This window comes from Mycobacterium pinniadriaticum (assembly GCF_026242045.1).
Lineage (GTDB): Bacteria > Actinomycetota > Actinomycetes > Mycobacteriales > Mycobacteriaceae > Mycobacterium > Mycobacterium pinniadriaticum.
The window spans coordinates 128,838-148,332 of sequence record NZ_JAPJDO010000006.1 but is presented as its reverse complement, the minus strand read 5'-3'; the positions used below and the strand labels follow the sequence as shown (position 1 = coordinate 148,332).

Here is a 19,495-nt window from a genome sequence, read left to right as displayed (position 1 = left end):
CCGTCCAGTATCGCCGACGCCGAGAACCGGCTCAGGCCAGCAGCGTCAGGACGATCCAACCCGCGACCGCGGACGGCAACATCGCGTCGATGCGATCCATGATGCCGCCGTGGCCCGGCAGCAGCGTTCCCATGTCCTTGATGCCCATATCGCGCTTCACCTGGGACTCGACCAGATCGCCGAGCACACCGGTGATCACCAGCATCAACCCGAGTGGCAGGCCGACCCAGAACGGCTTGTGCAGCAGGAACGTCACCGACAGCACGGCCGCGGCAATGCCGAACAGCAGCGAGCCGCCGAGCCCCTCCCACGATTTCTTGGGGCTGATCGCCGGGGCCAGCAGGTGCTTGCCGAACAGCACGCCGGCGGTGTAGCCGCCGATATCAGCGAAGACGACGGTGGCGATCACGGTGAAGACCCGGGCGCCGCCGTTGTCCTGGAAGATCAGCAGTGCGGTGAAACTCGCGAACAGCGGCACCCAGGTGGCCAGCAGGACCGTGGCGGCGATGTCACGCAGGTAGTTGACCGGCTGCTCGCGCAGACCGTGGCCTACGAGCCGCCACACCATGGCGACCACGATCGTGCCGCCGTAGGCACCCAGCGTCCCCGCGACACCCCACGGCCAGGCCAGCCAGATCATCGCCTGTCCACCGAGCAGCAGCGGCACGACGGGCATCGCGTACCCATGTTCGCGGAGTCGGCGAACCACCTCGTGGGTGGCGATCGCGATGGCGCTGGCCAACAGCGGGAGCCACCATTTCGGCGCGAACAGCAGGCTGCCGATCGCCAGGGCACCGAGCACCACGCCGACCGCGATCGCGGCAGGCAGGTTGCGCCCGGCGCGGGAAGCCTTGGGTTCCGGCGCCGTGGAACCGGGGGCGCCGGAATCGGTATCTGCCACGGGCACTGGTCGCTGAGCGGTCATCAGACCTCCAGCAACTCGCCTTCTTTGTGCTTGACCAGCTCGTCGATCTGGCCGACGTAGGTCGCGGTGGCCTTGTCCAGATCCTTCTCCGCGCGGCCGACCTCGTCCTCGCCGGCCTCGCCGTCCTTGCGGATGCGGTGCAATTCCTCCATCGCGCGACGGCGCACGTTGCGCACCGAGACCTTGGCGTCCTCACCCTTGGCCTTGGCCTGCTTGACCAGATCCCGGCGACGTTCCTCCGTCAGTTGCGGAATGGACACCCGGATGATGGTGCCGTCGTTGGTGGGGTTGACACCCAAGTCCGAGTTGCGGATGGCGTCCTCGATCGCTCGCAGCTGGTTGGCCTCGTAGGGCTTGATGACCACCATCCGCGCCTCGGGCACGTTGACGCTCGACAACTGCGTGATCGGCGTCGGCGAGCCGTAGTAGTCGACGACGACGCGCGCGAACATGCCGGGATTGGCCCGTCCGGTGCGGATGGACGACAAGTCGTCGCGGGCGACCGCAACGGCCTTCTCCATCTTCTCTTCGGCATCGAAGAGAGCCTCTTCAATCATTGACGCCCTTCCTCCTCAACCGCTGACCAGTGTTCCGATCTTCTCACCTGCGACCGCCCGGGCGATATTCCCGTCGGTAAGCAGGTTGAAGACCAGGATCGGCATGCCGTTGTCCATGCACAAACTGAACGCGGTGGCGTCGGCCACCTGCAGCCCTCGGTCGAGGACCTCACGGTGACTGATCTCGGTGAGCATCTCGGCGTTCGGGTTCTCCCGAGGGTCGGCGGTGAAGACACCGTCGACCGCCTTGGCCATCAGGACGATGTCGGCGCGGATCTCCAGCGCACGCTGCGCGGCGGTGGTGTCGGTGGAGAAATAGGGCAGCCCCATGCCGGCGCCGAAGATCACCACGCGACCCTTCTCCAGGTGTCGCACGGCCCGCAGCGGGATGTACGGCTCGGCCACCTGACCCATGGTGATCGCGGTCTGCACCCGGGTGACGATGCCTTCCTTCTCCAGGAAGTCTTGCAGCGCAAGGCTGTTCATCACGGTGCCGAGCATGCCCATGTAATCGGAGCGGGTGCGTTCCATGCCGCGCTGCTGTAGCTGGGCGCCGCGGAAGAAGTTGCCGCCGCCGATGACGACGGCGACCTGCACGCCGCTGCGCACCACCTCGGCGATCTGGCGGGCCACCTGGGCGACGACATCGGGGTCCAACCCGACCGACCCGCCGCCGAACATCTCCCCGCCGAGCTTGAGCACCACCCGCCGATAATTCGGACGCACCAGCTGCGGTTGCGTCGCCTCGGCGCCGTTGCTACTGACCGTCTCCCCCATCAGACTCCTCGGACTAGTCGGGCTCCTGGCATGAGAGTGCCATCCCGGCACCATTCGGGACGGCACTTCCATCCTGCCTCATCGGCGAAGCCGGCGATTTCCCGGGTTAGGCCTGATCCGCGTCACCAGAGAACGGCGACAGCCGCCGCGGCCAGCGACAAGACACCGACCGAGACGAACACCGGAAGTGCGATAGGAGAACCGGTACGCCGCTGCCGCGCATTACCCATGCCCAGCAAGCCGCCGATGATCACTAGCAGCGCCAGCTTGACGCCGATCTTGGGGTAGTTCAACACGATTCCGGCCGGCCACGGCGCCGCCAGCACAATCCCGGTCAGCAGTGAGACCAGCAGTCCGTAGTCCATCACCCGGGTGGTGCGGAAACGCCGGGCCGCGGCCTCGGCCACCCACGCGCCGAACGTGACCGCGAACCCGACGATGTGCACCAAGACGACTACGTTGCGTAGTAGCTCCATGCCGGTCAGCCTACGACATGCTGTCGTCAGCCAAGATGCGCCGAGAGCAGCCAGGCCGGCATCGACTTGCGGCCCTTGGGCTCGTCCCGCAGATCGCCACCGGCGAAGTCCGCCATCGTCGCCATCTCAGCGGGCACGTTCGCGTGGATGCGCGCGGGGCGGATCTCGTCGATCACCCAGAACGGCTCGACCGCGGCGCGCAACTCCTCGGCGGTCACCGGATGCGCCGGCCCGTTGGCGGGCATGGCGCCGGCGTCGAAGACCAGCACGAAGTAGGACGCCCCCGGAGCGGCGGCTCGCACGATCGAGCGCTGGTAACCCGCGCGGGCTTCCACCGGCATCGAATGGAACAGGGTCGAGTCGACGATGGTGCCGAATCGACCGTCGTAGCCGTCGAAGGCGCTGATGTCGGCGACGTCGAAGCTGGCATTGGCGATTCCCCGCCGGGCCGCCTCGGCCCGCGCCAACTCGATCGCCGCCGGCGAGAGATCCAGCCCGACGGTGGTGAATCCGCGCTCGGCGAGGTACAGCGAGACGGCCGCCTCCCCGCAGCCGGCATCGAGGATGTCGCCGTGGAACCTGCCCTGCTCGATGAGCGCGGCGATTTCGGGCTGCGGCTCGTCGATGCTCCACGGCGGCCGGAAGCCTTCGAACTCCGGGGCCGCGCGACGGTATGCCGAGTCGAACAGATCTTCAGGTGAGGTCATACCTCCACGATTATCAACCGAGTTGATATATGTCAATATCATTGACATGAGTGGAGCTCACGACGAGCCGCTGGGCTATCTGCTGCATCGGGTGGCCTCGGCCCTGCGCGCGGAAGTGACCGCCACCGCACTCGAGCCGGCGGGCCTGTCCTTCCCCCAGTACATCTGTATGCGGATCCTGTCCCGGTTTCCCGACCGCTCGAATGCCGAACTGGCTCGCGATACCGGTGTCTCCCCGCAGGCGATGAACATGGTGCTGCGTAGCCTCGAAGAACGCGGGCTGGTGAGCCGCCCGGGCAGCGTGGCCTCGGGGCGCTCGCTGCCGGCCAAGCTGACCCGCGCCGGCACGGAACTGCTGGACAGCACCGAGGCCGGGGTGCGCGCCGCCGAGCAGCGGTTGATGGTCAACCTGAGCGCCGAGCAGCGGCGAGAATTCCGGAGAATTCTCGCCGCGCTCGGCTCCGGCTGACAACGGTCAGGTCAGGCGGGTCTGCCTACATCCGGTTGGAGTGGCAGCACTTCGGTGCTGACGGGGGCAGGTCCAGCGCCGGATTTCCGTCGAAGAACCCGATCGGCTTCATCTTGAATCCGGTGTAGTGGCACGGCATCACCGGCCAGTCCTCCGGGCACACGATGTGATGGGCACCGACCGTGTACCACAGCACGACGTCGGTGTTTTCCAGTGGCGCGTCGTCGGCGACGAACTGCGGCAGACCCTGCGCCTCGGCGCATTGATACATGTAATTGCCGGCGGCGAACTTCTCCTCGGGGTCGTACTTGGTGACCCACAAGTTGTGCTGGACGAACCGCGCCCGGTCATAGATGTAGGAGCCTTCCTGCACCATCACTGGTACCGGGTCGCGCGGCATCAGCTTGTAGCCCACCGCCGCGCCGAGCTCGTTCTTCTTCGACGGGTTGGTGACCTTCCAGTACCGTCCGGTCGACCAATTCCAGTCGCGCGCACCCTCGGCCTCCGAGGCCACCAATGTGTCCTTGGCGATCCAGGCGTTGTGGTGCGGGTTGAGCTCAGGCTCGGGCTCCACAACAGAATCGACCTCGTAGACACTGTTGTTCGGACCGTCGATGCTCATGTCGAGCCGGAAGTTGAAGAAGTGCTGGTGATTCGGGCCGTAGATGCCAGGAGCGACGAGCTTGCCCCACCGCGGCGTTTCGCCTTCGGGAATCGACCCGGTCGTGAGCACTCCGGAGAGCTTGACCTCCATCTCGATCGACGCGTCGTTGTACAGGTACCAGAAGAATCCGTACTCGTAGTTGCCCACGGTGCAGATCATCGAGATCACCAGCCGACGTGACCGACGGACCTCCACCTCTTCGGTGCGGAAATCCGTGTGCTTCCACGAAATCCCGTAGTCCTCTTCATGCATGCAGATCGCGTTGGGAATGGTGACCGCGTTACCCGACGAGTCGTGCACCGTGCCGTCGAAGTAGTAGATCTCACCCAGACAGTCACACCCGAGAGTCAACGGGTTCGCCGAGAAACCCATGCCGACCTCGCCCATGTCGAACACATTCTTGTTCCAGTGGGTGGGCGAAGTGTCCCCGTAGGGCACCACCATCTCCGACAGCGCCGCCCGATACATGATCGGCCGGACGGTTCCACGGTCGTTGTAGGTGATCTCGTGCAGCGTCAGACCTTCACGCGGATTGAACCCGACTCGCAAAGACCACTTCTGCCACTGGACCTTCCAGCCGTCCACGGTGAAGCTCGGGCCGTCGGGCTGGGTGATCTCGATGGTCTTGACGTCGTCACGGAACTGCGTGAAGGCCGGCCGGTTGTCCTCGTCGAACATGAACTGAGCCGAGTAGTTGCCCGCCTTCGGCGGCAACGGCACCACCCCGTGGTCTTCGACGTCGATCACCTTCATCTGGTCGAGGTCGACGGTGACGATCAGACCTTCCACCGGACGGGCATACCCGTGTTCGGAGGGTGCGGCGCGCATGAACGTCAACGGCCGGCAGATCAACGCCGAGCTGTCGTAGTGGTCCTGCGCGCCGTAGTAGCCGGCCGGCCATGGGTCGATCATCGCCAGGCCGAAATCGGTGACACCACGCTTGCGCATGGCCTCCTGCCAGCGCGGGTCGGCGCGAACCACCTCCTCGACACCGGTCATATGCTCCACGAGATAGGACGGGAACCGACCCGGCACCGGGGTCCAGGACTCGATGACCCGGGCTCCGATGTCGACGACCGCCTCGTAGATCATCTTGGCGGGAGCGTCGTACATCGTGATGAATGCACGCCGCGGGACGTCGCTCATCGACTCGAACGTCAACTCCGAGTTCTTGTCCGGCTCCGCGAGCTGAATCATCACGAATCTCAGTGTTGGCGTGGTGTATTCGGACTCCTTGACCACGGCCGCGGCTGCCTCGATCTCGGCTCCGCTGAGCGGGTCGAGAGGGTAACAGGCACGGTCGTCGGTCGTCGCCGTGCTCAGCACGGTGCTGTCCATTGTCATATCGGGCTAAACCGCCTCAGGGCTCGTTGTTTCAGACTTCTTGAGATCCAGCACGGCAAGGTGGGCCAGTGCGTCGTCGGAGTTCATCTTGTGCGCCGAACGCCGGCCGAAGATGTAGACGACCACGCCGAGCGCGATCATGCCCAGCGAGATACCACCGGTCCAGACCATCCAGGTGCTGTCGGGAACGTCCTGGATCCAGGACTTGGCGAAGGAGTAGTAGACACCGCCGATGGTGCCGATCGTGCCGACGACGACGGCGATCCACACTCCGACCATGCCGCCGGGAATGCGCCAGAACTTCTCTGTCGCATAGCGATCGGCGTACTTCTTGCGGGCGATGACGACCGGGAACAGGAAGAAGAACCCGGACACCAGCCACACGGTGGACAGGCCACCCTGCAGGAAGACGGTGACGTTGGCCATGCTGCTCTGCGAGTACAGCCCGACCAGGATCAGCGACGAGAGCACACCCTGGATCAGGATCGCGGTCACCGGGTTGCGGGTACGCGGGTTGAGGTGGGTGAACAACCGCGGCAGGTGACGCTCCAGCCCGGAGACGAAGATCAGCCGCGAGTAGGTGACCTGGTAGGTCATCAACGCCACGAACACGATACCGGCCAACACGATGGCCGCGACCTCCATCACGCCCGCGGGGGCCGCTGATCCCAGCATGCCGATGACACCGGTGACCGGGTCGATCTGGTCCGACGGAAGCACCATCATGGTGCCCAGGGTGGTGAGCAGGTAGATCGCGACGAGCGCCACCGAACCCCAGATCACCATTCTCGGACCGCTCTTGCGCACCGACAGGAATTCCGCGCCCATGTTGTACGGCGTCTCGACACCCAGCAGGTACAGCAGCACCGTGCCGTACAGGAAGCCGGCACCGGCGAAGTCGGGTACCAGGGAGTCATGCAGGCTGAACGGTGTCCCCGAGCCATTGCGGAGCGCATAGATCACGCCGGCGACGAAGATGACGGCGGTCAACACTCCGTACACCACGAAGACGACGCCCATCACCCGCTGGTTGGCGGCCAGCTTGGCCAGCGACAGACCGATGACAGCCCAGAGAATCGCCACCTGCAGGATGATGCTGAGGGTCAGGCCGAGTTCGGCGTGGAATGCCAGCAACACCAATTGCAGGATGATCGCCGGCGAGGATGCCGCGTTGAGGATCACCGGGATCCACGACAGGTAGCCGCCGATGAACCCCCACGTTTCACCCATGGTGCGGGTGGCCCAGATGTACACGCCACCTTGACCCGGCCACAGGTTGCCCAACTCGGCAACGGCCATACCCGCCGGGACCAGAAAGGTCAGGATGCCGAGCACCCACATCGGGATTGCGGTCCAGCCGCCCGTGGCCATCACCGACGATCCGGTCAGCCAGCAGATGATGAAGACGTAGGTGGCGACCAAGCCGTACGTGGTCATGATCTTGGGCAGAATCTGCTCGGGGACAAGCTCTGTGGTCAGTAGCTTGTCCCGCTGAGCCGACGCTGGAGCCTCGAGTTCTTGCGTCATACGTATTTACTCCCAATCCCGTTAGGGGCTATTCAATCCCGCTGGATTAGTTGATGATTTGTCCGTCTCTCATACGGACGACACGGCTCGCTTCGTCGGCCACCGTGGGATCGTGGGTGCTTGCGACGACCGTGACGCCCAGCGTCGAACACAGGTCGCGCAGCATGCGCACCACCGTCTCCCCCGTTCGGTGGTCAAGATTCGCAGTCGGCTCGTCGGCAAGGACGAGCGTCGGGTTGCTGATCAGTGAGCGCGCGATCGCCGTGCGCTGCTGTTCGCCACCGGACATCTTGGTCGGCTGGTGGTGAACTCGGTGACTCAGGCCGACGAGGTCGAGCAGCTCCATCGCCCGCTGGCGCAGCGCCTTGCGGTCGTAGGGCTCGAACATCAGTGGCAGTTCGACGTTCTCGACCGCCGACAGGAACGGGATCAGGTTGTAGCTCTGGAAGATGAACCCGATCGTGTCGTGGCGCAATGCCGCAAACTGGCTCTCGGTGAGCTTCCCGGTGTCGCGCCCGCCGATCGTCACCGACCCCTTGGTCGGCCGGTCCAGGCCGCCGATGATGTTGAGCAGTGTCGACTTTCCGCTACCGCTCGGTCCCATCAGGCAGACGAATTCGCCTGGCATGACAGTCAATTCGGCGGCAATCAGCGCCTTGACCACCTCGTCACCGAGCTTGTGGAGTTTCCACACGTCGCTGATCTCGATCACCGGCGACGGTTCGGTTGCCGGTGTGACATCAGGTATGGCGTCTTCGACTGCGGTCATGTCTAACCTCCGGTCGACAGGGAATGAATGGGGGAACGCGACGCCGCGTTCCACGTGGGCAGAATGCTGGTGGCCAGCGCCGCGACGATGCTGACTCCGACGGCGATCACCGCGCCGACGCCGAGGCCGGCGGCTGACACCCCGGTGGGCACCAGTCCGAGTACGCCGAACACCACGGCGGCCACGACGGCCAACACCACGCCGAGGACGGCGCCTAGGGTGGCACCGACCGCCGGTTCCACCAGAAGCGCGGCGATTACGGGTCCGCGCCGCACACCGGTGGCCCCGAGCACACCGAGTTCGCGGGTGCGGTGCGCAATCGTGCGGGTGGTCGCCACAGCCACTTCGACCACACCGACCAGCAGCACCGTGATGGCGATCAGGATGACCGCCCGGCCGATTTCGCCGGCGTGACCCAGCGAAGCCGACTGGGCCTGGATACCCGCAGACATCCCGAAGACGATGACGACCAGGAAGGCGCCCGTCGCGGTCGTCACGATCGGCAGCACTATCTCCCTGACCCGCCGGCGCGCGGACAACCAGCCGTAGGACAGCCCGAATTTGATCATCAGCGGGCTCCCAGCAGGTCGACGGGACGGTGTTGCAGTAGCCGATGCACGGGTATCAACGCCCCGACGATCGACATCGCCGGCACGAATCCGGCAACCATGCCGGCCGCCTGCAACCAGGCGATCGGTGTGGCGATTCCCGGAATCACCAACCAGACAGCGACTCCCGCGGCGAGCACGCCGAACACGTAGGCGGCCACGAACACGACTGCGGACTCCACCAGGAAGAAGTACAGCACCTCGTCGGCGAGGCCGATGCTGGACATGATGCCGAATTCGCGCCGGCGCTCCTGCACGGCCGCCAGGAATGACGACACCGCGATGACGAAGCCGAGCACCAGACCGATGATCGAGATGATGCCGAGCGTGGAACTGGTGACCTTGCCCGAGAACAACGCCGAGAATTTCTGGTCGAACGTCAGCGGGCCGTTTCCGCCCACCGTGTCATAGATCAGTCCGGCACCGGCGGGGTCCGGCTTGACGGACGGATCGGTGGTCGAGGGCAGCCCGACCGCACCGCCGAAGGTGCTGCCGAGGTTGCGATTCTTTTCCTGGCCGGATGGCGCGTAGACGGTCCACCAGCCGTTGTCACCCACAATCGATTGCGCGAGCGGCATCGACACCGTCACGGACTGACCCGCGGCGCCAACACGCACACCCAGATCCTGCCCGCCGACGACAATCCGGTCTCCATCGTGCACGCCCAGCCGCTGTGCCACGTCAGATCCCAAAAGCGCTTGGCCACCCGGTGTTTCGCTGCTTCCATGCAGTGACACAAGCGTCCCGTTGATCGTGGTGGTTCCGGAGAGCGTCTCGATCGCTCGCCACCCCCCAGGGGCGGCGATCACGGGCGCCGGTCCATCGGCAACCAGAGCCTGCACCTTGCTGTCGTAGTGAACGCCGGCGGCGGGCACGGCCCACAGTTGCGCATCGCCGAGCACCTCGGTCACCGAGTCCGCGCCGGTGATGGCGAAGCTCGACGAGATGGTGCGCACGACCATCACACATGTGATCGCCAGGGCGATACCGAGCACAGACAACACAAACCGTTCGGGCCGTCGCCGGATGTTCGCCCACGCAAACCGGAGAAGACACACGAAGGTGTTGTTCCCCGAAGAGGTGGCGAGCGCCGACGGCCGCGAAATCGTTGTGGAGGCAGAGGTTTCCACAACGGAAATGTTGCGGCCGGGAAGTTTCACGCACCGCCGCGATTGATATCCAACAGGTTAACTCGAAGGTGCCGTCGTTAAATCCGCGTATCGATGGGAACCAAGTTGTGGCAACGGATTTCGTTGACAGTCAGGCTGGGTGGCTGGCCGTGACCGTCTTCAGCGCCTCGTTCTCGCTCCGATGGTAATCGAATTCTCGCCAGTTTGCTGACGTCGACCAGCGAAACAGTCACGGCTCCCAGCGAATTCACAGCAACCACGGATTCCGCACCCGAACCGAGAACGCTGCGAGTGTTTCGGACGGTCAGTCTTGTATCCGCGGCCAAGGCTTGGCCGTCTCCAGCTCGAAGGCCAGTTCCAACAATCTGCGCTCGTGACCGATCGGTCCGGACAACATCATGCCCACCGGCATACCGGACGCGGACTGCGCCAACGGCAGCGAGATCGCCGGCTCACCGGTGGCGTTCTGCAGCGGCGTGAACGCCACCCAGTCGACCAGCCGGTCGATGATCTGCTGATAGTCCGCGGTGGGGTCCAAGTGGCCGATCCGGGGTGTTTCCTCGGCCAGCGTGGGCGTGAGCAGCACGTCGTAGGTCTGATAGAGCCGGGCGGTGACTCGTCGCAACCGGCGCAGCCGGGTGATGGCCACCGGCATCCGGTGCAGGTTGCGGGTGGCGTAACGGTCGAGCCCCAGGGTGAGATTGTCCAGCTTCGACCGGTCGAAGCTCTCGCCGAACGCTCGCTGCCCGGTGCGCACCAAGGTCATCGCCAGCAGCGCCCAGTACAAGAGGAAGTCGTCGACGAAGTAGCGCGGCACCGGGTTGTGGTCCAGGTACTCCACGCTGTGACCCAGGCCCGCAATGAGTTCTGCGGTCTGCAAGGTGTGCCCGCGGATGCTCGGGGCGGCCAGTCGATTCACCGACTGGGTGACGACCGCGACGCGCAGCCGGGTAGAACCCGGACCGGTCACTGCACCGATCGGCTCCAATCGGCGGTTGCGCCAGATGCGTTCGGCTTCACGGTAGAACGCGGCGGTGTCGCGCACAGAGCGGGTCAGCACCCCGTCATTGACGATGCGCACCGGCATCTGGCGCGACATCTTGTCCAGAGGCAACCGGCCACGGGAGGGTTTGAGGCCGACCAGTCCGTTGCACGCGGCGGGGATCCGGATCGAGCCGCCACCGTCGTTGGCGTGCGCGATGGGCACCACACCCGCCGCGACGAAGGCACCCGAGCCCGAGGAGGACGCGCCCGCGGTGAAGTCGGTGTCCCACGGATTGCGCACCGCGCCGAGGCGGGGATGTTCGGCCGAGGCACTGAACCCGAACTCCGAGAGCTGGGTCTTGCCCAGCGGCACCAGGCCGGTGGCCAGGAAGAAGCTGGCGAAATCACCGTGTGCCGGCTGAGGGCGGGGCGCCCATGCGTCGGTGCCCTGCATCGTGGGCATTCCCTCGACGTCGACGTTGTCCTTGATGAACGTCGGCACACCGTCGAAGAATCCGCGGGATCCGGCATGGGCCCGGGCCAAGGCCCGGTCGAAGGTTTCGTGCGCCAAGCCGTTGAGGATCGGGTTGACCGCCTCGGTCCGGGCGATCGCGGCCTCGACGAGTTCGGGCCGCGACACCTTTCCGGTGCGAAGAGCATCCACCAACCCCACCGCATCCAGGTCGCCGAGCGCGTCGTCGCCGAAGGCGTGCACATGCCGCATTCACCTGACGCTAGCAGGCACGTGTTCAATAACGGCCCGGGCTCACCGGGTGAGGTCGGCCGCCACCGCTTCCAAGGCGGCCAGGTGACCGTCCACCCCGCCCAATCCGGCGCCCATCGTGTTGATCGAGACGTGGGTGGCGCCGGCTGCCGACCAGGCCGTGAGCTCCTCGGCCACCCGGTCGCGACTCCGGGCGATGTCGATTCGCCCCTCCATACCCAAGACAGCGGGATCCCGACCGGCGGCTACCGCGGCCCGTTCCACCGCGCCTCGCGCCCTCTCGAGCGCGTGGCCGGGCCCCATCATCGGGAACCAGCCGTCGGCCAGCCGTCCCGCCCGCTCGTAGGCCCGCTCGGAGGCGGCGCCGAACCACACCGGGATCGGCCGCTGGATCGGCAACGGCGCCAGGCCCGCGCCGGTGATCGTGTGATGGCGGCCCGAAAGCGTGACGCTGCGTTCGGTCCACAGCCGTCGCATGACCGTGACCTGTTCCTCGCAGCGCCGCCCACGGGTGGAGAAATCCTCGCCGAGCGCCTCGTACTCGACGGGGTTCCAGCCCAACCCGACTCCGAGTCGCAACCGTCCACCGCTGAGCAAATCGACCTCGGCGGCCTGCTTGGCCACCAGGGCGCTTTGGCGCTGCGGCAGGATGATCACGCCGGTGACCAGCTCCAGCGTCGTCGTGACGGCCGCGAGATAGCCGAACATCACCAGCGGTTCGTGAAAGGTGGTGTCGATGTCGTAGGGCCCGGCCCAGCCCCGATGTACCTCGGGATCGGCGCCCAGCACATGGTCGTAGGCAAGGACGTGGGTGAACCCCAATTCCTCGACCCGCTGGCCGTAGGCGCGGACCGCGCCGGCGTCGCCACCGAGTTCGGTTTGGGGGAAGACGACTCCGATGCGCATGGCTCATCCAACCGCACACCGGCCGGGGAGCTTCGGTGAGGACGGCAAAACCCCGCGCCTCCGGGATCGCCGGATATGGCGCGGGGTTTTCCTAGTGGGCAGCAGCGACTTGGTGAGTGTGCCGCCCAAGTCTTACTGCTGACCGACCTCGAACCGGGCGAACCGCGTCACGGTCACGCCGGCCTCGTCGAGCAGCGCCTTGACGCTCTTCTTGCTGTCGGAAACCGACGGCTGATCGAGCAGCACGACGTCCTTGAAGAAGCCGGTCAGGCGGCCCTCCACGATCTTGGGCAATGCCTGCTCGGGCTTGCCCTCGCTCTTGGCGGTCTCCTCGGCGATGCGGCGCTCGTTGGCGACGATGTCCTCCGGAACGTCCTCACGCGTCAGGTACTTGGCCTTCAGCGCGGCGATCTGCAGGGCCACGGCATGTGCCGCGGCTGCGCCTTTCTGGTCATCACCGGCTTCGAACTCGACCAGCACACCCACCGCGGGCGGCAGGTCGGCGGCCCGCTTGTGCAGGTAGGCCTCGACGTTGCCGTCGAAATACACCGCACGGCGAAGCTCGAGCTTCTCGCCGATCTTGGCCGACAGCTCCGCGACGACCTGCTCGACGGTCTTGTCACCGATTTTGGCGGCCTTGAGGGCCTCCACATCGGCGGCCTTGGACTCCAGCGCGGCAGCCACGACGTCGTCGGCCAACTTCTGGAACTCGGCGTTCTTGGCGACGAAATCGGTCTCGGAGTTGAGCTCGATCAGCGCGCCGCCCTTGGCGGCGACCAGGCCTTCGGCGGTGGCGCGCTCGGCGCGCTTGCCGACGTCCTTGGCGCCCTTGATCCGAAGCGCCTCGACCGCCTTGTCGAAATCGCCGTCACTGTCGGCCAGGGCGTTCTTGCAGTCGAGCATGCCCGCGCCGGTGAGCTCCCGAAGCCGCTTGACGTCGGCAGCGGTGTAGTTAGCCATGTAGCCCTTCCCTAAAAACTCAAGAAGCGTCGGTTGTGGTTTCAGTCGCGACCGACCCAGCGTCATTGGGGGCCGACGCGGTTGCACTGGCCAGCAGCTCCTGCTCCCACTCGGCGAGCGGCTCGGCTGCGGCCTCTTGCTTGTCGCCCGAGCCGACGCCGGCGCGGGCCTGCAGGCCCTCGGCCACCGCGGAGGCGATGACCTTGGTCAGCAGGGCCGCCGAGCGGATGGCGTCGTCGTTACCCGGGATCGGGTAGTTGACCTGGTCGGGATCGCAGTTGGTGTCCAGGATCGCGATGACCGGGATGCCCAGCTTGATGGCTTCGCTGACGGCGAGGTGTTCCTTGTTGGTGTCGACGACCCAGATCGCCGAGGGCACCTTCTGCATGTCGCGAATACCGCCGAGGCTGCGCTCGAGCTTGTTCTTCTCGCGGGTCAGCATCAGGATTTCCTTCTTGGTGCGACCCTCGAAGCCACCGGTCTGCTCCATGGCCTCGAGTTCCTTGAGGCGCTGCAGACGCTTGTGCACGGTGGAGAAGTTGGTCAGCATGCCGCCCAGCCAGCGCTGGTTCACGTAGGGCATGCCGACGCGGGTGGCCTCGTCGGCGATGGACTCCTGGGCCTGCTTCTTGGTGCCGACGAACAGGATGCTGCCGCCGTGGGCGACGGTCTCCTTGACGAACTCGTAAGCCTGATCGATGTAGGTCAGCGTCTGCTGAAGATCGATGATGTAGATGCCGTTGCGGTCGGTGAAGATGAACCGCTTCATCTTGGGGTTCCAGCGTCGGGTCTGATGCCCGAAGTGCGTGCCGCTGTCCAGCAGCTGCTTCATGGTTACGACAGCCATGTTGGCTATACCTCTATATGTTGTCGGTTGTCGCCCGGCTTCGGGTGAAGCCAAGCCCTGGCGCCTGAGGCATGCCGACCCGCGGACGGGACCAACCGGCATACGTGGTGCAAGTCGATGTAGCGGACTTGCGGGACAGACGCGCGAAGTCAACCCGCTCGCGCGAGTTGCGGATCAAAGTTTACACCGCCGCAACGGGTGCTTTGTCCACAGCGCGGGGACGGTCCACAGCCTGGCATTCCGGGCCTTTTCGCAGTCCAGGCAGGACGCTGAACTGGGGTGATGCGCGTCATTGCCGTGGTCTGCGCCGCTGTGCTGCTGTCCGCGGGGACCAGCGTGGCCGAATCCGGACGGCTGGACTGGCCGCTGCGGCCGCCGCCGGCGGTGACCCGGGCCTTCGATGCGCCGTCACCGAACTGGCAACGGGGCCATCGCGGGGTGGACCTGGCCGGGATTGCGGGGATGCCGGTCTATGCGGCGGGCCCGGCGACGGTGGTGTTCGCCGGTGAGCTGGCCGGGCGCCCGGTGGTGTCACTCGCCCACGCCGGCGGGTTGCGGACCAGCTACGAGCCGGTCGATGCGGCAGTGCGGGTGGGCCAGCTCGTTGACACGTCGACGGTGCTGGGCGAGCTGCGGCCCGGGCATCCGGGTTGTCCGGCGGCCGCCTGCCTGCATTGGGGTGCCATGTGGGGCCCGGCCTCACGGGCCGACTACGTCGACCCGCTGGGTCTGCTGGCGAGTACGCCGATCCGGCTCAAGCCGCTGGCGGGCTGAGCACCTTCCGCGAGTAGACGCAAAATCGCACAACTGCGTGCGAAATCGTGCGATTTTGCGTCTACTCGCACGCTTCAGCTGCGCTGGGCTTCGCCGGTGAGCGTACGTACGCTGGCTGGTGATGAGCATTGCGCCCGGCTCGACCGCCGTTCTCGACCATCGATTCGCCACCGAACTGCCCGAACTCGCCGTGCGTTGGCAGGCCGAATCCACTCCTGATCCGCGGCTGCTCGTACTCAACGAATCGCTTGCCGCCGATTTGCGGCTCGATCCTGGGTGGCTGCGCAGCTCCGACGGGATCGGTCTGCTGGTCGGGACCCGAGTGCCGGCGGACGCGCAGCCTGTCGCGCAGGGGTATGCCGGCCACCAGTTCGGTGGCTGGGTGCCCCGCCTCGGCGACGGTCGCGCCTTGCTGTTGGGTGAACTGATCGACGCCCGAGACCAGCTGCGCGATCTGCATCTGAAGGGGTCGGGGCGGACGCCGTTCGCACGCGGCGGTGACGGTCTGGCGGCGGTTGGCCCGATGTTGCGCGAATACCTGATCAGCGAAGCGATGGCCGCGCTGGGCATTCCCACCACCCGCGCACTGTCCGTCGTCGCTACCGGGCGCCCCGCCCAGCGTGAGACCCTGCTGGACGGCGCCGTGCTCGCCCGCGTCGCAGCCAGTCATCTACGCGTGGGCAGCTTCCAATATGTCGCGGCCGCGGGTGATCTCGCGTTGTTGCGCCGCCTCGCCGACCACGCGATCAGCAGGCACTACCCTGCCGCCGTCCACGCGGAAAATCCGTATCTGGCGCTGCTCGACTCGGTGGTGGCCGCCCAAGCAGACCTCATCGCGCAGTGGATGCTCGTCGGGTTCATCCACGGCGTGATGAACACCGACAACATGACGATCTCGGGCGAGACCATCGACTACGGCCCGTGTGCATTCATGGACGCCTTCGACCCCAAGACCGTGTTCAGCTCGATCGATTCGTGGGGCCGGTACGCATATGGCAACCAGCCGGCCGTTGCCGGATGGAATCTGGCGCGTTTCGCCGAAGCGCTGCTCCCGCTGATCGCCGATGATCAGGAGCAGGCGCTCGCGCTGGCAACCACGTCTGTGCAGGAATTTCCGCAGCTGTACACAGCGGCGTGGTCGGCGGGCATGCGCCGGAAACTCGGCTTGGGCGATGCGGTCGACGATGGGGTTGCCCAGCAACTCGTCGACGAACTGTCCGAGTTGCTCGGGTCCGAGCGTATCGACTACACCTCGTTCTTCCGCCGGCTCGCGGGCGACGAAGTCGAGCCACCATTCGAGGCCTGGGCGACCCGGTGGCGCCGCCTTGATCCCGACCTCGAGGCGATGCAAGGGGTCAACCCCGTCTACATTCCGCGCAATCACCTGGTCGAAGAGGCGTTGGCCGCGGCCGCGTCGGGTGACATGGAACCGTTCGACCGGCTACTGGCGGTGATCAGTTCGCCATACGACGAGCGGGAGGGTTGCGAGCGGTACGCCGAACCCGCCCCCGACGAGTTCGGGCGTTGCTTTCAAACCTTCTGCGGCACTTAGGTTCACGCTCGGGGGTGAGCCTGGTCGTGGACGGCGCGCAGGCGCGCGACGGTCACATGGGTGTAGAGCTGCGTGGTGGCCAGCGTCGAATGCCCCAGGATCTCCTGGACGATCCGCAGGTCGGCGCCGCCTTCCAGCAGATGCGTGGCCGCGCTGTGCCGCAGACCGTGTGGGCCGATGTCGGGCGCGCCGTCGACCGCGGACATGGTCTGGTGCACCACCGTGCGGGCTTGGCGCGGGTCCAGCCGCCGGCCCCGGATGCCCAACAGCAGCGCCGGGCCGGAATCGGCGGTGGCCAGTTCGGGCCGGCCGTCAGCAAGCCACGCCGCCAGAGCGGCCAGTGCCGGCGCCCCGAACGGGACGGTGCGCTGCTTGTTGCCCTTGCCCAGCACGCGCAGCAACCGCCGGCCGATGTCGACGTCGTCGATGTCCAGGCCGCACAGCTCGCTGACGCGGATCCCGGTGGCGTAGAGCAGTTCGACGATCAGCCGGTCGCGCAGCGCCAGCGGGTCCCCCTCTTGGGCGCCAAGATCCGCGGCGGCCATCGCCGCCAGCGCCTGGTCCTGACGCAAGACCGAGGGCAGGGTACGGCGGGCCTTGGGCAGCTGCAGGCGCGCCGCCGGGTCGTCGGCGAGCAAGCCGCGCCGGGTGGCCCAGGCGGTGAACGTCTTGACCGCCGAGGTGCGGCGGGCCAACGTCGTGCGGGCCGCCCCGGCAGCCGATTGCGCGGCCAGCCATGAACGAAGGATCGGCAGGCTCAGGCCCGCCAGCCCGGCGCCGGGAGCGCGTTCGTCGAGGAAGGCGAACAGTGACTTCAAGTCGGCGAGGTAGGCCCGACGGGTGTGCTCGGAGCGGGCGCGCTCCAGCGCGAGATGCTCGGCGTACTCGTCGAGGATCTCCGTGTAGTCGCCGGGGTCCACTCCCCTACGGTCGCAGATGGCGCCGGCTTTCCCGCGAGACGTCACGGCGTGTCCGAGCGGATGTCCTAATTCGGGTTGTTCGCCGAGACCGCTTCGTCGTCGCCGAACCATTTCTCCTTGATCAGGTTGTAGGTGCCGTCCTCGCGCATCCGGAACAGCGTTTGGTTGATCGGCTTACGCAAGGGACTGTTGATGGCGAACACGTAGCCCTGGCTTTCGTCCTGGAACACCGGCCCGGCCAGCGCAGCGACCCCTTCGCCGCGGTGGGCGGCGTAGTACCGGAGCACCGGTGCGTCGAACACCACAGCGTCGTAGCCTTCGGTCTCCAACAGGTGGTAGCAGTCGTCGATCGTGCGGGTTTCGGTCGCGTCGATGCCCATGTCGCGCAGGTACGACGCGGCAGTGGTGTCGGCGACCGTGGCCACTGACTTGCCGTACAGATCCGCCGGGCCGGCGATCTTGGACTCCAACTTGGCCACGGTCAACGTGGCGCTGAGGTTCGCCGAGTAAAACGACACGAAGACGATGCCCGCGAATCCCCACAGGATCGCCAGCGCACGCGTCGTGACTCTCGTCGGCAGCCTGCTGTTCTTTCCGACCAGCGACCCGATCCCCCAGCCGAACGCCTGGACGATGCCGGGAAAGTAGGACCGCGCGACCACTGGGTTCGCACTGCGCCGCTCGATCAGCCAGAACACATGCGCGGGTATCACGCTGACGACGATCGCCGCGCTGAGCCAGATCAGCATCGTTCGGCTGAACAGCAGATCGAGGTAGCCGCCGAGACCGGGGACCGAGGCCCGAGTGTGGTGCACCGGCACCATGATCTGGAGACCGGCGTCCAGCGTCGGCTGGGAGAAGTCGAAAGACTGTTCTCGCTGGGCGGTCAACGAGATCGCACCGACCGCCAGATCGGCGCGATCGTCGGTCACTGCCGCCAATTGGCCCCTGACGTCGCCGGTGTCGAGATACTCGGTGCTCCAGCCCAGACGGTTGGCGATCTCGGTCCACAGATCGATGCTGAACCCGGTCCACTCCCCGGCCTTCGTCTTCATGACGAAGGGCTCGAGGGTGTGGACTGCGACGGTGACTTGTCGCGGGTCGCTGTCAGAACCCGGTTGCGCTCCTGCGCGCGGTGCGACCGTAGGCGCCATACCAACCAGCCAAACGAGAGCCGACACCATCAGCAGTGAATACCACCGCAAGACCACTCACATCACTCCTCCAGGATCTCCCCAGAGGTTAGCGTGTTACGCGATCGAAGGCCCGGGTACCAACGCCTAACGGCTCCAGACTGATTCGTCATGGGGCGGGTAGAGCGCGCACACGTCGGTGGTGTGCGCGGCCACGCCCTTGTTGTTGAAGAACAACTTCGCCCAGTTGGGCCACTGCCACGACAGCGGCTCGTAGAAGGCGTTGGTCGCGGTGTCTTGCGAATATTGCCGGCGTCCGGGGTAGTCCATGGCGAAGAACCAGTGGATCCGGTCCTGAACGGCCTGGTGCAACTCGGGTGACTTGTTGCCGTAGTCGATCATGTAGCGCTCGTAGTAGACCGGAGCGACATCACGCGCCGCCGCCATGATCTGTTCGGCGGTGCACGATGTGCGCAGGATCCGGTTGGGGATCGGGTAGTCATCGGTGGCGTCGGCGCCGGCGACAGCGGTCGCCGAAACCAGAATCGCCATCGAGGCCACCGCGGCCAGGCCAATGCTGACCAGTCTCGCCATCGTGATATTTCCTGTCGCTCTACTTCTTGCGCTTGAACAGGCTCCAGCGCGATGCCGTGGACTGGCTGCTCGCATGACCACCGCACCACTGGCCCGCGGGCACGCTGCGCCGAACGGCGTCGACATGCATACCGCACCCTGCCCAGGT

The 19,495-nt window shown here is 66.0% G+C and carries 19 protein-coding genes and 1 pseudogene; 3 read left to right on the top strand and 17 right to left on the bottom strand.

Going from position 1 to position 19,495, the window contains the following annotated elements:
- Positions 1-31 precede the first annotated feature (31 nt).
- The 5 genes from ORI27_RS09620 to ORI27_RS09600 all read right to left on the bottom strand — a co-directional run bounded on the left by ORI27_RS09620 (position 32) and on the right by ORI27_RS09600 (position 3,442).
- On the bottom strand, positions 32-925 hold the full coding sequence (locus ORI27_RS09620) for a phosphatidate cytidylyltransferase (RefSeq protein WP_265996528.1): 894 nt from the start codon (positions 923-925) through the stop codon (positions 32-34).
- Positions 925-1,482, bottom strand: coding sequence for a ribosome recycling factor (frr, locus tag ORI27_RS09615; protein ID WP_265996527.1), 558 nt, complete (start codon positions 1,480-1,482; stop codon positions 925-927). The genes ORI27_RS09620 and frr overlap by 1 nt, the downstream gene beginning before the upstream one ends.
- Before the next feature lie 15 nt (positions 1,483-1,497).
- The gene (gene pyrH, locus ORI27_RS09610) at positions 1,498-2,259 is read right to left on the bottom strand and encodes a UMP kinase (RefSeq protein ID WP_265996526.1); all 762 of its coding nucleotides are present in this window, start codon (positions 2,257-2,259) and stop codon (positions 1,498-1,500) included.
- A 122-nt stretch (positions 2,260-2,381) separates the two neighbouring features.
- The gene (locus ORI27_RS09605) at positions 2,382-2,735 is read right to left on the bottom strand and encodes a Fe-S protein (protein WP_265996525.1); all 354 of its coding nucleotides are present in this window, start codon (positions 2,733-2,735) and stop codon (positions 2,382-2,384) included.
- Between the two features lie 26 nt (positions 2,736-2,761).
- Positions 2,762-3,442, bottom strand: coding sequence for a class I SAM-dependent methyltransferase (locus ORI27_RS09600; protein WP_265996524.1), 681 nt, complete (start codon positions 3,440-3,442; stop codon positions 2,762-2,764).
- Between the two features lie 46 nt (positions 3,443-3,488).
- Between ORI27_RS09600 and ORI27_RS09595 the strand changes: the two genes are divergently transcribed.
- Entirely contained in the window at positions 3,489-3,911 is a 423-nt protein-coding gene (locus ORI27_RS09595) for a MarR family winged helix-turn-helix transcriptional regulator (protein WP_265996523.1), read from the top strand.
- A gap of 25 nt (positions 3,912-3,936) precedes the next feature.
- Here the strand turns inward: ORI27_RS09595 and ORI27_RS09590 are convergent, their stop codons facing one another.
- From ORI27_RS09590 to rpsB, 9 genes are all read right to left on the bottom strand, one after another.
- On the bottom strand, positions 3,937-5,919 hold the full coding sequence (locus tag ORI27_RS09590; protein ID WP_265996522.1) for a primary-amine oxidase: 1,983 nt from the start codon (positions 5,917-5,919) through the stop codon (positions 3,937-3,939).
- Positions 5,920-5,925: 6 nt separating this feature from the next.
- Positions 5,926-7,446: an APC family permease gene (locus tag ORI27_RS09585; RefSeq protein ID WP_265996521.1), complete on the bottom strand. Its 1,521-nt coding sequence runs from the start codon at positions 7,444-7,446 to the stop codon at positions 5,926-5,928.
- A gap of 46 nt (positions 7,447-7,492) precedes the next feature.
- Positions 7,493-8,215: an ABC transporter ATP-binding protein gene (locus tag ORI27_RS09580; RefSeq protein WP_265996520.1), complete on the bottom strand. Its 723-nt coding sequence runs from the start codon at positions 8,213-8,215 to the stop codon at positions 7,493-7,495.
- Between the two features lie 2 nt (positions 8,216-8,217).
- Complete coding sequence (locus ORI27_RS09575; protein WP_265996519.1) at positions 8,218-8,784, bottom strand: ABC transporter permease; 567 nt, start codon at positions 8,782-8,784, stop codon at positions 8,218-8,220.
- Positions 8,784-9,953, bottom strand: a complete 1,170-nt coding sequence (locus ORI27_RS09570; protein WP_265996517.1) for an ABC transporter permease — start codon at positions 9,951-9,953, stop codon at positions 8,784-8,786. Before ORI27_RS09570 ends, ORI27_RS09575 begins: the two co-directional genes overlap by 1 nt.
- A gap of 304 nt (positions 9,954-10,257) precedes the next feature.
- Positions 10,258-11,661, bottom strand: a complete 1,404-nt coding sequence (locus tag ORI27_RS09565) for an amidase (RefSeq protein WP_265996516.1) — start codon at positions 11,659-11,661, stop codon at positions 10,258-10,260.
- Positions 11,662-11,703: 42 nt separating this feature from the next.
- Complete coding sequence (locus tag ORI27_RS09560) at positions 11,704-12,567, bottom strand: LLM class F420-dependent oxidoreductase (RefSeq protein WP_265996515.1); 864 nt, start codon at positions 12,565-12,567, stop codon at positions 11,704-11,706.
- A 132-nt stretch (positions 12,568-12,699) separates the two neighbouring features.
- A complete protein-coding gene (tsf, locus tag ORI27_RS09555; RefSeq protein ID WP_265996514.1) occupies positions 12,700-13,527 on the bottom strand; it encodes a translation elongation factor Ts in 828 nt (275 codons plus the stop codon).
- Positions 13,528-13,546: 19 nt separating this feature from the next.
- Positions 13,547-14,374: a 30S ribosomal protein S2 gene (gene rpsB, locus ORI27_RS09550; RefSeq protein WP_265996513.1), complete on the bottom strand. Its 828-nt coding sequence runs from the start codon at positions 14,372-14,374 to the stop codon at positions 13,547-13,549.
- Positions 14,375-14,719: 345 nt separating this feature from the next.
- Between rpsB and ORI27_RS09545 the strand changes: the two are divergent.
- A pseudogene (locus tag ORI27_RS09545) lies at positions 14,720-15,142 on the top strand (M23 family metallopeptidase); the annotation flags it as partial.
- A gap of 127 nt (positions 15,143-15,269) precedes the next feature.
- Complete coding sequence (locus tag ORI27_RS09540; RefSeq protein WP_265996511.1) at positions 15,270-16,700, top strand: protein adenylyltransferase SelO; 1,431 nt, start codon at positions 15,270-15,272, stop codon at positions 16,698-16,700.
- 2 nt (positions 16,701-16,702) lie between these two features.
- Here ORI27_RS09540 and ORI27_RS09535 read toward each other — a convergent pair whose 3' ends face one another.
- From ORI27_RS09535 to ORI27_RS09525, 3 genes are all read right to left on the bottom strand, one after another.
- Entirely contained in the window at positions 16,703-17,665 is a 963-nt protein-coding gene (locus ORI27_RS09535; RefSeq protein ID WP_407666258.1) for a tyrosine recombinase XerC, read from the bottom strand.
- 20 nt (positions 17,666-17,685) lie between these two features.
- Positions 17,686-18,774 (bottom strand): transporter substrate-binding domain-containing protein, encoded by a 1,089-nt coding sequence (locus ORI27_RS09530; protein WP_265996509.1) that lies wholly within the window; start codon positions 18,772-18,774, stop codon positions 17,686-17,688.
- Between the two features lie 126 nt (positions 18,775-18,900).
- Positions 18,901-19,347, bottom strand: a complete 447-nt coding sequence (locus tag ORI27_RS09525; protein ID WP_265996508.1) for a DUF5078 domain-containing protein — start codon at positions 19,345-19,347, stop codon at positions 18,901-18,903.
- Positions 19,348-19,495: the final 148 nt, after the last annotated feature.

Excerpts from the sequence above, each read along its gene's own strand:
- ORI27_RS09620 (WP_265996528.1), bottom strand. The coding sequence starts at position 925 with ATGACCGCTCAGCGACCAGTGCCCGTGGCAGATACCGATTCCGGCGCC.
- frr (WP_265996527.1), bottom strand. The coding sequence starts at position 1,482 with ATGATTGAAGAGGCTCTCTTCGATGCCGAAGAGAAGATGGAGAAGGCC.
- pyrH (WP_265996526.1), bottom strand. The coding sequence starts at position 2,259 with ATGGGGGAGACGGTCAGTAGCAACGGCGCCGAGGCGACGCAACCGCAG.
- ORI27_RS09605 (WP_265996525.1), bottom strand. The coding sequence starts at position 2,735 with ATGGAGCTACTACGCAACGTAGTCGTCTTGGTGCACATCGTCGGGTTC.
- ORI27_RS09600 (WP_265996524.1), bottom strand. The coding sequence starts at position 3,442 with ATGACCTCACCTGAAGATCTGTTCGACTCGGCATACCGTCGCGCGGCC.
- ORI27_RS09595 (WP_265996523.1), top strand. The coding sequence starts at position 3,489 with ATGAGTGGAGCTCACGACGAGCCGCTGGGCTATCTGCTGCATCGGGTG.
- ORI27_RS09590 (WP_265996522.1), bottom strand. The coding sequence starts at position 5,919 with ATGACAATGGACAGCACCGTGCTGAGCACGGCGACGACCGACGACCGT.
- ORI27_RS09585 (WP_265996521.1), bottom strand. The coding sequence starts at position 7,446 with ATGACGCAAGAACTCGAGGCTCCAGCGTCGGCTCAGCGGGACAAGCTA.
- ORI27_RS09580 (WP_265996520.1), bottom strand. The coding sequence starts at position 8,215 with ATGACCGCAGTCGAAGACGCCATACCTGATGTCACACCGGCAACCGAA.
- ORI27_RS09575 (WP_265996519.1), bottom strand. The coding sequence starts at position 8,784 with ATGATCAAATTCGGGCTGTCCTACGGCTGGTTGTCCGCGCGCCGGCGG.
- ORI27_RS09565 (WP_265996516.1), bottom strand. The coding sequence starts at position 11,661 with ATGCGGCATGTGCACGCCTTCGGCGACGACGCGCTCGGCGACCTGGAT.
- ORI27_RS09560 (WP_265996515.1), bottom strand. The coding sequence starts at position 12,567 with ATGCGCATCGGAGTCGTCTTCCCCCAAACCGAACTCGGTGGCGACGCC.
- tsf (WP_265996514.1), bottom strand. The coding sequence starts at position 13,527 with ATGGCTAACTACACCGCTGCCGACGTCAAGCGGCTTCGGGAGCTCACC.
- rpsB (WP_265996513.1), bottom strand. The coding sequence starts at position 14,374 with ATGGCTGTCGTAACCATGAAGCAGCTGCTGGACAGCGGCACGCACTTC.
- ORI27_RS09540 (WP_265996511.1), top strand. The coding sequence starts at position 15,270 with ATGAGCATTGCGCCCGGCTCGACCGCCGTTCTCGACCATCGATTCGCC.
- ORI27_RS09530 (WP_265996509.1), bottom strand. The coding sequence starts at position 18,774 with ATGGCGCCTACGGTCGCACCGCGCGCAGGAGCGCAACCGGGTTCTGAC.
- ORI27_RS09525 (WP_265996508.1), bottom strand. The coding sequence starts at position 19,347 with ATGGCGAGACTGGTCAGCATTGGCCTGGCCGCGGTGGCCTCGATGGCG.